Origin of the sequence: Pengzhenrongella sp., assembly GCF_036565025.1 — a bacterium.
Lineage (GTDB): Bacteria > Actinomycetota > Actinomycetes > Actinomycetales > Cellulomonadaceae > Pengzhenrongella.
In genome coordinates this window covers 1-11,547 of the sequence record NZ_DATCNW010000083.1, presented here as the reverse complement: position 1 = coordinate 11,547, position 11,547 = coordinate 1, and the positions used below count along the sequence as shown (strand labels likewise).

General features: G+C 72.0%; 12 protein-coding genes. 6 read left to right on the top strand and 6 right to left on the bottom strand.

Annotated features, from left to right (window positions below; genetic code table 11):
• Together VIM26_RS04540 and VIM26_RS04535 are read left to right on the top strand one after the other, a co-directional pair.
• Positions 1 to 996 (top strand): Gfo/Idh/MocA family oxidoreductase (locus VIM26_RS04540; protein WP_331949163.1); only part of this gene is annotated, 996 nt, incomplete at its 5' end.
• A gap of 35 nt (positions 997 to 1,031) precedes the next feature.
• Complete coding sequence (locus VIM26_RS04535) at positions 1,032 to 1,778, top strand: TIM barrel protein (RefSeq protein ID WP_331949164.1); 747 nt, start codon at positions 1,032 to 1,034, stop codon at positions 1,776 to 1,778.
• A gap of 7 nt (positions 1,779 to 1,785) precedes the next feature.
• Here VIM26_RS04535 and VIM26_RS04530 read toward each other — a convergent pair whose 3' ends face one another.
• Positions 1,786 to 2,802: a LacI family DNA-binding transcriptional regulator gene (locus VIM26_RS04530; RefSeq protein WP_331949162.1), complete on the bottom strand. Its 1,017-nt coding sequence runs from the start codon at positions 2,800 to 2,802 to the stop codon at positions 1,786 to 1,788.
• Positions 2,803 to 2,889: 87 nt separating this feature from the next.
• On the opposite strand from VIM26_RS04530, the gene VIM26_RS04525 reads away from it, so the two are divergent.
• From VIM26_RS04525 to VIM26_RS04515, 3 genes are read left to right on the top strand one after another with little or no spacing between them, the layout of a single operon-like run.
• Positions 2,890 to 3,279: an NUDIX hydrolase gene (locus VIM26_RS04525; protein ID WP_331949161.1), complete on the top strand. Its 390-nt coding sequence runs from the start codon at positions 2,890 to 2,892 to the stop codon at positions 3,277 to 3,279.
• A gap of 27 nt (positions 3,280 to 3,306) precedes the next feature.
• Positions 3,307 to 4,950: a signal peptide peptidase SppA gene (gene sppA, locus VIM26_RS04520; protein WP_331949160.1), complete on the top strand. Its 1,644-nt coding sequence runs from the start codon at positions 3,307 to 3,309 to the stop codon at positions 4,948 to 4,950.
• Positions 4,951 to 4,990: 40 nt separating this feature from the next.
• Positions 4,991 to 5,878: an oxygenase MpaB family protein gene (locus tag VIM26_RS04515; RefSeq protein WP_331949159.1), complete on the top strand. Its 888-nt coding sequence runs from the start codon at positions 4,991 to 4,993 to the stop codon at positions 5,876 to 5,878.
• Here the strand turns inward: VIM26_RS04515 and VIM26_RS04510 are convergent, their stop codons facing one another.
• Positions 5,879 to 6,511 carry a TMEM175 family protein gene (locus VIM26_RS04510; RefSeq protein WP_331949158.1) on the bottom strand — a complete coding sequence of 211 codons (633 nt, stop codon included), beginning with the start codon at positions 6,509 to 6,511 and terminating at the stop codon, positions 5,879 to 5,881. It lies immediately after the preceding gene.
• A 74-nt stretch (positions 6,512 to 6,585) separates the two neighbouring features.
• Complete coding sequence (locus VIM26_RS04505; RefSeq protein WP_331949157.1) at positions 6,586 to 7,452, bottom strand: HAD family hydrolase; 867 nt, start codon at positions 7,450 to 7,452, stop codon at positions 6,586 to 6,588.
• A gap of 289 nt (positions 7,453 to 7,741) precedes the next feature.
• Between VIM26_RS04505 and VIM26_RS04500 the strand changes: the two genes are divergently transcribed.
• The gene (locus tag VIM26_RS04500) at positions 7,742 to 7,918 is read left to right on the top strand and encodes a hypothetical protein (protein WP_331949156.1); all 177 of its coding nucleotides are present in this window, start codon (positions 7,742 to 7,744) and stop codon (positions 7,916 to 7,918) included.
• A 17-nt stretch (positions 7,919 to 7,935) separates the two neighbouring features.
• Here the strand turns inward: VIM26_RS04500 and VIM26_RS04495 are convergent, their stop codons facing one another.
• From VIM26_RS04495 to VIM26_RS04485, 3 genes are all read right to left on the bottom strand, one after another.
• Positions 7,936 to 8,454, bottom strand: coding sequence for a GNAT family N-acetyltransferase (locus tag VIM26_RS04495; RefSeq protein ID WP_331949155.1), 519 nt, complete (start codon positions 8,452 to 8,454; stop codon positions 7,936 to 7,938).
• Positions 8,455 to 8,510: 56 nt separating this feature from the next.
• Complete coding sequence (locus VIM26_RS04490; RefSeq protein WP_331949154.1) at positions 8,511 to 10,142, bottom strand: FAD-dependent monooxygenase; 1,632 nt, start codon at positions 10,140 to 10,142, stop codon at positions 8,511 to 8,513.
• 164 nt (positions 10,143 to 10,306) lie between these two features.
• On the bottom strand, positions 10,307 to 11,547 hold a 1,241-nt coding region (locus VIM26_RS04485; protein WP_331949153.1), incomplete at its 5' end, for a DUF222 domain-containing protein.

Here is an 11,547-nt window from a genome sequence, read left to right as displayed (position 1 = left end):
GGCGGGTTCCACGCCGAGAGCGTCGCCCGCCGCGTCCCCGGCGCGGAGCTCGCCGCGATCGCGGATCCGGCTCCGGGTGCGGCGGACCGCGTTGCCCGTGCGCTGGGGGTGGACCGGACCTACACGGACGTCGCCGACCTGATCGCCGACGACTCGATCGACGGCGTGGTGATCTGCTCGCCCGCGTTCACGCACACGGATCTGGTCGTCGCGGCCGCCGCGGCGGGCAAGGCGGTGTTCGTCGAGAAGCCGATGGCGCTCACCCTCGCGGACGCGGACCGGGCGATCGCCGCGGCTGCCGCCGCGGGTGTCCCGCTCCAGGTCGGGTTCAACCGACGCTACTCGGCCGACTTCGCCGCGGCCCACCGCATCGTCTCCGCCGGCGGCATCGGCACCCCGCAGCTGCTGCGGTCCCTGACCCGTGACCCGGGTCCGTGGCCGGCGGACCCCGCTTCGGTGCGGCCGTGGACGATCTTCTTCGAGACGCTGATCCATGACTTCGACACCCTGAACTGGCTGAACCAGGGGGCGAGGGCCGTCAACGTCTACGCCGCCGCGGACGCGCTGGTCGCTCCGGACTTCAAGCACAGCGGCCTGCTCGATACGGCGATCGTGACGATCACCTACGACAACGGCGCGATCGCGACCGCCGAGGCGAGCTTCTCGGCCCTGTACGGCTACGACATCCGCGGCGAGGTCTTCGGGTCGGCCGGCATGGTCACCGCCGGCGACGTGCGCACGACGAGCCTGCGCCACTTCACCTCGACCGGCCAGCACGCGGACACGACCCGTGCGAACGTCGACCTCTTCGCCCAGGCGTACACCGACGAGCTCGCCGCGTTCGCGGACTCGGTCCGCACCGGGATCCTCACCGGGCCGAGCGGCGAGGACGCGAAGGCCGCTCTGGTGATCGCGCTGGCGTGCATCGAGTCCCACCGGACCGGCGCCCCCGTCGCCGTCGCGCAGGACCACAGCGACGTCGGGTCCGCACTGTGAGCGCAGCGAGGTTCCCGCTCGCGGTGAGCGCGGAGATGACCTTCACCGAGCTGCCGTTCGTCGAGCGGGTCGGCCGGATCCACGAGCTCGGGTTCCTGGTCGAGATCTGGGACTGGTCGACGAAGGACCTCGGCGCCCTCGCCGCGACGGGTGCGGCGTTCTCGTCGATGACCGGCTACCTGCAGGGCGATCTGACCACCGAGGACGGAGCACAGGCTCTGCTCAGCACGGCCGAGCAGTCCCTCGTGGCCGCTGAGATCATCGACTCGCCGCGGCTGAACCTGCACGGCACGGGCCTGGACGGCCGTGGCCTGCCCGTGGTCCCGCGAACCTCCGTGAGCGGAGCAGACTGGGTCGCCGCGGTGCGCACCCTCGAGCGGATCGCCGCTCTCGGCGAGAAGCATGGGCGGGTGTTCACGCTCGAGAACCTGAACACCGCCGTCGACCATCCCGGCACCCCGTTCGCGACGGCGAAGGACACGATCGCCCTGGTCGGCGCGGTGGGTAGCCCGTACCTCCGGTTGAACCTCGACCTGTATCACGCCCAGATCGGCGAGGGGAACCTCATCGACCTGGTCACCACCGCGCTGCCGCTGATCGGCGAGATCCAGGTCGCGGACGTCCCCGGGCGCCGCGAGCCCGGCACGGGGGAGATCAACTTCCCGGCCATCGCCCGCGCGCTGGGTGACCTTGGCTACGAGGGGGTCGTCGCGCTCGAGGGATGGGCGTCGGGAGACCCGGTCGCGGCCGTCGAGGCGTTCCGCTCGGCCTTCACCCTCTGACGACTCGCTAGCGCCGGGGTGGGGCCGTCGTGGAACGCACGATCAGCGACGGCTCCACAATCGCCTCCGCGACGGGCCGTGTCGGGTCGTCGACTCGTGCGACGACGAGTTCGACGGCCCGCTCGGCGAGCGCGGCGGTGTTCTGCGCGATCGTCGTCAGGCCCACGATCGGCAACCGGGAGATCCGGCTGTCGTCGTACCCGACGACCGACACCTCGTCCGGGACCCGCACCCCGGCCCGCAGAAACGCGTCCAGGACGCCGAGCGCACACCGATCGTTGAACGCGAAGACCGCGGTCGGCAACGATCCGAAACCGAGCAGCGCGGTGGCCGCCCGGACCCCGGCCTCCTCGCCCAGGCCGCCCTGCGCCACCTCCGCATCGACCCCGGCCGCTCGAGCGGTGTCCCGAAAGCCGGACAGCCGGGCCTCCGCGCCCGCGACCGCGCCACCGTGCAGGTAGGTGATCCCTCGATGTCCGAGACCGATCAGATGCTCCGTCGCGAGTCGTCCGCCGACGTAGTCGTCGGTGTGCACGGCATCGACGGCGCCCTGCGCCGAACGAGCGACCACGAGCGTGGGGAGGACCGTGTTCAGCTCCGCCAACCGCGCCGCGGACAGCGTGCTCGCGAGCAGGATGACGCCTTCGGGCCGGTCGTCCAGGAGCGACTCGACCGCGACCTCATCGGACCTGTCGGCCGTGATCGCGGACAGCGACAGCGAGAAATCCTGCCGTGCGGCGGCGACGTACAGCGCCTCGACGAGATCGCCATGAAACGCCTGCCGTACCCCGAACGACACCCCGATGGTCCGCGTCCGAGCCTGCCGCAACAGGCGCGCGCGTCGATCGCGGCGATACCCGAGCTCGGCGATGACCCCCCGGATGCGGACCCTGGTCTGCTCGCTCGCCCCCGGGGCGTCCCGCAGGACGATCGAGACCAGGGCGCGAGATACGCCCGCGGCGTCCGCGACGTCCTGGATGGTCGGACGACGAGCGCCCGCGCGGGCCGTTCTCGGGTCGGCCATCATCCTCCTAGATCGATCAAGGCGAGCGTCCATCTTTGCCCGTTCGCGGCGTTGGCCGGACCATAGCGTCTTGGGTACGGTCGCAGCGTGACATGGGTCGTGTCGGTCAAGGGAGTGCTGCGGCACGCCGGGCGGTACCTGCTGGCCCGCAACGATCGCGGTGAGTGGGAGCTGCCGGGCGGGCAGCTCGAGGAGAGCGAGTCGCCCGAGCAGGGCGTCGCCCGCGAGGTCTACGAGGAGACGAACCTGCGGGTCGACGTCGGCCCGGTGCTGCGAGCCTGGAACTTCGAGGTCGTCGCGGGCCGCCACGTCGTCGTGATCGCCTACGGCTGCACGCTCGTCTCCCCGCCCGCGGACCTCACGATCTCCGACGAGCACGCCGAGCTGCGCTTCTTCGAGCGGGCGGACCTGGCTGGCATCTCGCTGCCCGAGGGATACCGGCGCGCGCTGGACGACTCCGATCGCATCGCCCGCTGATCGAGGCCCGCCCCTACAGTGGAATCCATGCCCGCACTGCCCGGTCACCGGCCGTCTCTGCTGCTCGAACTGGATCTCACCGAGCTTCCCGCCGCGCCCGACGGCGACGACGTGCTGGCCCGGCTGCGCTCCCGCGGTCGCCCGCAGCTGCGCCTCGTCCTGCGTGCCCTGCACGACGCCGCCGCGGACACCCGCGTCGTCGGGCTGATCGCCAAGGTCGGGGGAGTGCTGCCGTGGGCGGCCATGCAGGAGCTGCGTCTGGGGCTGCGCGCCTTCGCGGCGAGCGGCAAGCCGACCGTCGCCTGGGCGGAGAGCTTCGGCGAGGGCTCGGGCGACATGGCGGCGTACGTGCTGGCGAGCGCATTCGACGAGATCTGGTTGCAGCCCGGTGGCGGACTTGGCCTGCTCGGCGTCGGGGTGGAGACGACGTTCGTGCGCGGCGCGCTCGACCGCCTCGGCATCGAGCCGCAGCTCGAGCAGCGGCACGAGTTCAAGAACGCCGCCGACCTCGTGCTGCGGACCGAGTTCACCGACGCCCACCGCACCTCGCTCGACCGGCTCGCCGAGTCGATCTTCACCGAGGCGGTCGCCATGGTGGCCCGCGGTCGCGGGCTGACGACCGAGCGGGTGCGCGAGCTCGCCGACACCGGTCCGCGCACCGCGCCGCAGGCCCGCGCGGTCGGGCTGGTCGACACGCTCGGCTACCGCGACGAGGTGTACGCCGCGACGCGCGCCCGGGTCGGCGGCGCCGACGTCGAGCTGCTGTTCGCCGAGCGGTGGCGCCCGCGGCCCCGACTTCGGCTGCCCGCACGCCGCCGGGGACACGTCGCCCTGGTCGAGGTGCGCGGCGCGATCGGCAGCGGGCGTTCGCGCCGCGGTCCGATGGGCCGCCAGAGCGGGAGCGACTCGATCGGTGCGGCACTGCGGGCCGCGACGGCCGACGAGCACGTGCGCGCGGTCGTCCTGCGGGTCGATTCCCCCGGGGGATCGGCGGTCGCGTCCGAGGTGATCTGGCGCGAGGTGTGCCGGGTGCGCGACGCCGGCAAGCCGGTGGTCGTCTCGATGGGCACCGCGGCGGCGTCGGGCGGCTACTACATCGCCTGCCCGGCGGACGTGATCGTCGCGCTGCCCTCGACGCTCACCGGATCCATCGGGGTGTTCGGCGGCAAGCTCGTGGTGCGCGAGCTGTTCGACAAGCTCGGGCTGACCACCGGGACGGTGTCCCACGGTGCCCGGTCGCTGATGTTCTCCGGTCGTCGCGGCTTCAGCGACGACGAGCGCGAGCGGCTGGCCGCCATCCTCGATGCGATCTACGACGACTTCGTGGCCAAGGTCGCGAGCGGCCGCAGCCGCCCGGTCGAGGAGATCGAGGCGATCGCCCGCGGTCGGGTCTGGACGGGCAGCGACGCGGTCGGCCTGGGTCTCGTCGACGAGCTCGGCGGCCTGCGCGACGCGGTCCGGATCGCCCGCTCGCGCGCCGGCCTGCCGGTCGACGCGCCGGTGCGCCGCGCCCTACATGTCTCGCCGCTGGCCCGGCTCGGACCGGCCAGGAACAGCGAGGACCCGCGAGCGGTACGGGCCGCGATGGGCCAGGGGCTCTCCGACCTCACCGCAGCGCTGGGGCTGCCGGAGACGGCCGCGCTGCGGATGCCCTCGATCACGATCCGGTGAGGACTCCGCGGCCGGTGCCCGGCGTGTGAAGATCGAGAGCGTGACAGCGCTGACAAGCCCCCGAGCGAACCTCGCGCGCGCCCTTCTTGCTCGCGTGGCGGGTCCGGACGCCGACGCCACGCGGCACCGGATCCATCGCACGCCCGGGCCGCGCTGGTTCGACCCGCGCAGCCCGATCGGCCGGGTGCACGGCGATGCATCCATGTTTGTGGGCGGTGCCGGTGCCCTGCTGCTCCAGTCGTTGCACCCGCGCGTGGTGACGGCCGTCGCCGACCACTCGGACTACCGCGGCGACCCGTGGGGCCGTCTGCAGAACACAGCCGCCTTCATCGCCACGACCACGTTCGGCACGAGCGAGGACGCCGCGCGGGCGGTCGCCATCGTCCGGGCGGTGCACACCCGTGTGACCGGCAGCACGGGCGACGGGCAGCACTACGCCGCGTCCGACCCGCACCTGCTCTCCTGGGTGCACCTCGCGGGGACGCAGAGCTTCCTGCTGGCCCATCAGCGCTTCGGCCGGCGGCCGCTGACCCCTGGCGAGTGCGACGAGTACGTGGCCCAGTCGGCGGTCGTGGCCCGCGCGCTCGGCGCCACCGACGCGCCGACCACCGTCGCGGGGCTGCGGGCGCAGCTCAGGGCGTTCCGTCCCGAGCTGGGGAGCACCGAGGCGGCCCGGGACGTGGCCAGGTTCCTGCTCCTGGACCCACCGGTGACGTGGGCCGTGCGACCGGCCTACAGCCTGATCGCCGCGGCGGGCCTGGAGATGCTGCCGGTGTGGGCGCGGCGCGAGCTCGGGGTGCCGGTCGTACCCGTACTGGACCCGCTGCTACGAGCCGGCGGCAAGGTGATGACCGGCACGATCCGCTGGGCGCTCGATCCGGTGGACCCCGTGCGGGTACCCCTGCACCTGGCGCCCGCTGCCGGCTAGCTAGCCGCCCGGGTGGCCGCGCAGCTCGGGCGTCGGCAGGAGGAAGAGCCCGGCGAGCGCGAGCATCAGGAACAGGAACAGTGGCACGCTCAGCAGGCCGAGCAGTGTCGCGATGGGATAGACGGTGAGCCCGATGTTGTAGCGGGTGTTGCGGACCCGCAGGCTCTCTGGGGTCACTCCCGCTCGGCGCAGCTCGGGATGGCGCAGCAGGTAGCGCCACAGAAGGTTGAACCCGACCGCCATCAGGCTGCTGGTGATGCCGTAGATCAGCACGGCGACCCGCTGGTCCGAGGGGTCGCCGTCGGCCGCGTACTGCGAGAGCAGCGCCGTCGGCCACGGCAGGGTGCTGACCGGCAGCAGCAGCAGGAGGTTGAGGACGTGAATCGTGTGGTTCGTCCGGGCCAGCAGCGCCACCGTCGCGTGGTGGTTGAGCCAGAGGATCCCGACGATCAGGAAGGACACCAGGTACGCGAGGTACTGCGGCCACTGCCCGGCGAGCTCGGTCGCCAGGTGCCCGTTCGCGCCGATGGGCACCTTGATGTCCAGGATGAGCAGCGTGACGACGATTGCGAAGACGCCGTCGCTGAAGGCCTCGAGCCGTCCAGTGCTCAAACCTTCGGTCGACATCGACATGGTCGTCATGATCGCGCCCATCGCGCCGACGTGCGACCCCTGTCACGGCTTTGGCCGGTGGACCCGGCCGCGGCTCAGGCGGGTCCGGTGAGCCCCAGCACGGAGCAGATGGTGCGCAGCACGCCGTTCTGGGAGTTCGGCGGGGCGACGTAGCGGGCACGTTCGCGCAGCAGTGGGTGCGCGTTGTCCATCGCGAAGGAGTAGTCCGCGGCGTCCATCATCTCCAGGTCGTTGAGGAAGTCCCCGAACACCATGGTCTGGGCCGGCGTCACGCCGAGCGCCTTCTGCAGGTCCCGGATCCCCTCGCCCTTGTTGGCCGTCGCGTTCATCACGTCGACCCAGTGCTCTCCGGAGACGACGACCCGCAGGGTCGCACCGAAGTGCGCGAGGGCCGGAGCGGTGCTCTGCTCGGCGGAACCGAAGTTGAAGAACGCGACCTTGAGGATGTCGTCGTCGGACACCTCGAGCAGGTCGTCGACCAGGGCGATGCGCGTGAAGTACTTTCCGATCTCCGTGCGGAACCGCAGATCCCCCCGCTCGATGTACGCCGAACGCTTGCCGCAGAGCACCGCGCCGGCGTCGATGCCCGACGCGTCGAGCCCGCGTGCCGCTTCGACCAGACGGGCGACGGCCTCGGGCGCGAGGAAGTCCGAGGAGATCTCCCGCCCCTGATGGACCACGTATGTCCCGTTCTCCGCGATGAAGACCATGTCGTCGGTGACCTCGTGGAACCGCTCGAGCAGGTTGTAGTACTGCCGGCCGCTCGCGGGGCAGAACGTGATGCCTCGTTCGTGCAGCTCGTGCACGACCGGCCAGAAGCGCTCGGGGAGGTTGTCGTCGTCGTCGAGCAGGGTCCCGTCCATGTCCACGGCGATCAGCCGGATGTCTGGAGGCGTGGCGAACACGATCGGCTCGAACGGAACAGTTGATACCTGGGTCACGCGAAATCCTCCCGGCCCGGGCGAGGAGTATCCGTGCGTCCGGGGCAGTCGATGGTCGGCCGGTGGGCCGTGGGGCACGCCGTGCGCGAGGACGCCGGCCCGGGCGGAACCCGGACCGGCGTCAGCGTCGGTCAGTGCGTGGACGTTCGCTTCTCAGCCTACGAGGTCGGCCAGCGTGGCAACGGAACCCTTCTCGTGCAGCGAGCGGAGCACCTTCTCGTGGGCGGTGCGGAAGCGCTCGTCGTCGACGACGCCGCCGAAGACCTCGCGCTGCGCGAGGAAGACGTCGATGTCGACCGTGTTCCGGGCGGCGACCGCGGTCAGCGTGCAGGGCTACCTGTTCTCGCGCCCGGTGCCCGCCGACGCCGTCGCCCGGCTGCTCGCGTCGTCGACCCGCTGGCTCCGCGAGGTCCCCACCGCCTCCACACCAGCCGCGGAACCGTCACACGGCGTGGGGACGAGGTAGGGGCGGTCCGCCGTCGGTCAGCTCGGCGCGAGGTAGACACGCATCGGCAGCCGACCTCCGCTCGGCGTGATCCAGTCCGTGAGCCGACGGTCCACGAGGCGCCACCCGAGCCGCTCGTAGAGCGCGACGGCCGGTCCGCCGTCGTCGACGACATCGAGCATCAGCTCGAGGCCCTGCGCCGAGGCATGAGCGGTCGCGGCAGCCAGCAACGAGGCCGCCAGACCCCGTCCTCGGGCCTCGGGAGCAACGAACAGGCGCGAGACGGTGGCCAGCTGGTCGCGGTGCGCGCCGGTGAGCGAGGTCACCAGCGGATCCTCGACCCCGCGCACGAGGCACACATGCCCGACGACGACGCCGGCCAGCTCGGCCACCCAGGCGGCCGCCAGCCCAGCGGGGCTGAGCCATCCGGTCGGGTCCGCGGGCCACCACATCGGATAGGCATTGGTCGCGTGCACGACCTCGAGGGCACGCACGCAGCCCGGAAGGTCCTTCGCTCGACGCCGGCGCACGGTCACGGGGCTGTCCAGCGACGGCACCTGATCCCCCTTTCCGTACCAAGTACGGGACAATTCGGTCGTCGTCGAACACGTGACTAGCCGATCTCGGCCAGTCCGTATTTCTCGGCGAGGTAGGCATCGAGCCCGGCCAGGTTGGTCCCGCCGCGGTGACCGAGGTAACCGTCGGGGCGCACCAGGAGATGTCCCGACCGGGTGCCGGTGAAGCCCAAGCGGCGCAGGACCAGTCCGCTCGGATCGTGCAGGACCCCGGGCGCGGCGTCCTGGGTGAGGCGGTGCACGGTGACGCGATGCCGATGGCGCTCGCCCACGACGGCTGCCGCTTCGTCCGGCCAGGCCGCGAGCGGTCCGCAGAGCAGCAGCTGAAAGCCTGGTGCGGCGACGCTGCGTTGCACGGTCGAGCGCTTCCCGTCGACCGTGACCGGACCGTCGGGGAGCCGGTCCCCGGCTCGGGGCCCGCGTCGGGGCGCGCCGGGTCCGTCGATGGAGAGCGGGCTGGATCGATAGCGGATGCGGAGCTGGGAAACGGTCCGGAAGGCGACCGCTCGCCCCTTCCTGACTCGCAGCGCGAGCGGGAGCACGCGGGGCATCACCTGGCTCCGGGCGAAGCGGAGCATCGGACTGCTCGCGGTGGCGATCGTGAACGCGCGGTCGGTGAACCGCAGAACCTCGCGTCCGACCGGCGCGCGCTCGACCTCATAGGTCTCGAGCAGCGTCGGCGGGCCCGAAGCCTTGGTGACGAGGGCGAGCTTCCAGGCGAGGTTCGCCGCATCCTGGATGCCGGTGTTCATGCCCTGGCCACCCGCGGGGCTGTGGATGTGAGCGGCGTCGCCGGCCAGGAAGACCCGGCCGGCGCGGTAGTGCGCGGCGCCGCGGTTGGCCAGCCGGAAGTTCGTCATCCACACCGGGTCCCGCAGCCGCACCTGGGCACCGGTGTGCGCGTCGCTCAGCGCCTGCACCTCGGGCAGCGTGACCGGGTTGGCGATCGGGGTGGTGTCGTCGCGCGGTCGCATGGCGAGCATCCGCCAGGTCGCCGGGTGCCCCAGCGGGAAGAAGAACAGCACGCCGTCGGCCGAGAAGAACCCGTGCGCGGCACCAGGCTCGATGCCGTCCGCCTCGAGGTCGGCCAGGACGAACGTCTGCGGGTAAGACGCCCCCTCGAACGCGATCCCGGAGCTTCGGCGCACCGTGCTGTGGGCGCCGTCGCACCCGACGACGTACCGCGCGCGGACGAACTCCTCGTGCCCGGCTTCGTGCATCAGGCGGCAGGTCACGACGTCGGCGTCCTGTTCGAGTTCGGTCAGCTCCACCCCCCGCTCGAGGCGGACGCCCGCCGCGGCCACCCGGTCGCCGAGCACGCGCTCGGTGTCCTCCTGCGACACGAAGAGCAGAAACGGATACGCGGTGTCGTCGAGCCCGAGGTCGAACAGCGGCACCCGGATCACGCGCCGCGACAGGTGCATCTGGAGTCGCACCGCACGGTTGCCGATCCCGAGCAACGTGTCGGTCACCCCGAGGCCGGTGAGCACCTCGAGGGTCCGGGGCTGGATCGCCAGCGCGCGGGACTCGTGAACGGCGTCCCGCTGGCGGTCGATGATCCGGCACGGGACGCCGTCGGCCGCCAGGAACGCGGCGAGAGTCAAGCCAGTCGGCCCCGCGCCCACGATGAGGACGTCGACGTCGCTCTTCCCGTGCGCATCGGAGGTCATCCGAACAAACTATGCGGTCAGGCCCGCGAGCGGCATCACGTCAAGGGGCTCGCGGCGGGCGAGCAGGTGCTCGAGGAGCGTCCGCGACAGATCGTCGGCAGCGGCCAAGGGCTCCGCCACAGTCAGAACGCCACAGTCAGAACGCCACAGTCAGAACGCCACAGTCAGAACGGCGGCGGGTCGTCCGCTTCCGGTGTCTGCTTCGCCTTGGGCGCGGCCTTGGGTTCCGGGTCGAGCCAGGGTTCGGGCTCGACCTGCGGCAGGTGCTCGTGTCCGGGCGGCGGCGGGGAGTTGTAGGCATAGGTGTGCCCGGTGGGCGTGGTCCAGGTGATCGTGCCGTCCTCGTCGCGGTCGTACGTCCAGCCGGCGTGCGTCTTGAGCAGGTGATCCCGACGACACGCTGGGAAAATATTCTCCGTGGACGTGGCTCCGCCACTCCCGTCGGGGTTGAACGGCACCCGGTGGTCCAGGTCGCAGGTGCGCGAGGTGGCGTTGCAGATCGGGGACACGCAGTAGGGGTCGCGGGCGCGGATGATCTCCGCGAGGTCGGCCGGCGGCCGGTACCGGGTCTTGCCCACGTCCAGGACCGTGCCGGTCTGGGGATCGGTGACCAGCCGCCGCCAGGTCCCGTTCGCGGCGAGCCGCCGCGCGGTCTGGGCGGTGATCGCGCCGTACCCGGCGAGCTGGGCGGGGTCCTCGTCCAGCCCGAGCAGCGTCGCCAGTGAGACGGTCACGTCGATCCGGACCTGCGCGGCGATGCCCCCGAAGCCGCCGAGGCCGCTGGCGCCGCCGGTTGCGGACGGGCACCGGCTCGCGCTGGGCAGCGCGGTACCCGTGCCGGGGCCTGTCGCGGGCTCGGTGCTGGCGTCTGATGTGCTGGCTCCGCCGCCGACCGAGACCGCGTCGTCTGATGTGCTGGCTTCGCCGCCGACCGTGACCGCGTCGTCTGATGTGCTGGCTCCGCCGCTGACCGAGACCGCGTCTGCGCAGGTGCAGTCGTCGTTGCCGAGCAGGGTGGCGGTGTAGGCGTCGGCGCGGAGCTGGTCGATGGTGCGGGGGTCTCCGGCGCGCTGGGCCTTGTGGGCGGCGTCGGTCAGGGCGGTGTCGATCGCGGTCGCGATGAACGCGGGCAGCACGGACCAGATGCCGGCCATCCCGTCGGGCAGGACCTTGGGCTTGCACACGCGCCGGGTGTCGACCGCGCGGGCGGTGCGCTTCTCGGCGTCGGCCGGGTCGACCGCGATCAGGGCCTTCTGCAGGTCGCCGCGCAGCTGGGTCGGGGTCCGCTCACCCGCCGTGGGCAGCACCACGTCCTCGACGACCTGCGCGACCTGCCACGGAACGTCCTTGAGGGCGGCGACCACGATCTTGGCCTTGCCCCAGTCCAGGTCCCCGACCTCCAACG

What these genes read in the sequence shown, in the direction of transcription:
- VIM26_RS04535 (WP_331949164.1), top strand. Translation starts at nt 1,032, where the DNA reads ATGACCTTCACCGAGCTGCCGTTCGTCGAGCGGGTCGGCCGGATCCAC.
- VIM26_RS04530 (WP_331949162.1), bottom strand. Translation starts at nt 2,802, where the DNA reads ATGGCCGACCCGAGAACGGCCCGCGCGGGCGCTCGTCGTCCGACCATC.
- sppA (WP_331949160.1), top strand. Translation starts at nt 3,307, where the DNA reads ATGCCCGCACTGCCCGGTCACCGGCCGTCTCTGCTGCTCGAACTGGAT.
- VIM26_RS04510 (WP_331949158.1), bottom strand. Translation starts at nt 6,511, where the DNA reads ATGTCGATGTCGACCGAAGGTTTGAGCACTGGACGGCTCGAGGCCTTC.
- VIM26_RS04500 (WP_331949156.1), top strand. Translation starts at nt 7,742, where the DNA reads ATGTCGACCGTGTTCCGGGCGGCGACCGCGGTCAGCGTGCAGGGCTAC.
- VIM26_RS04490 (WP_331949154.1), bottom strand. Translation starts at nt 10,142, where the DNA reads ATGACCTCCGATGCGCACGGGAAGAGCGACGTCGACGTCCTCATCGTG.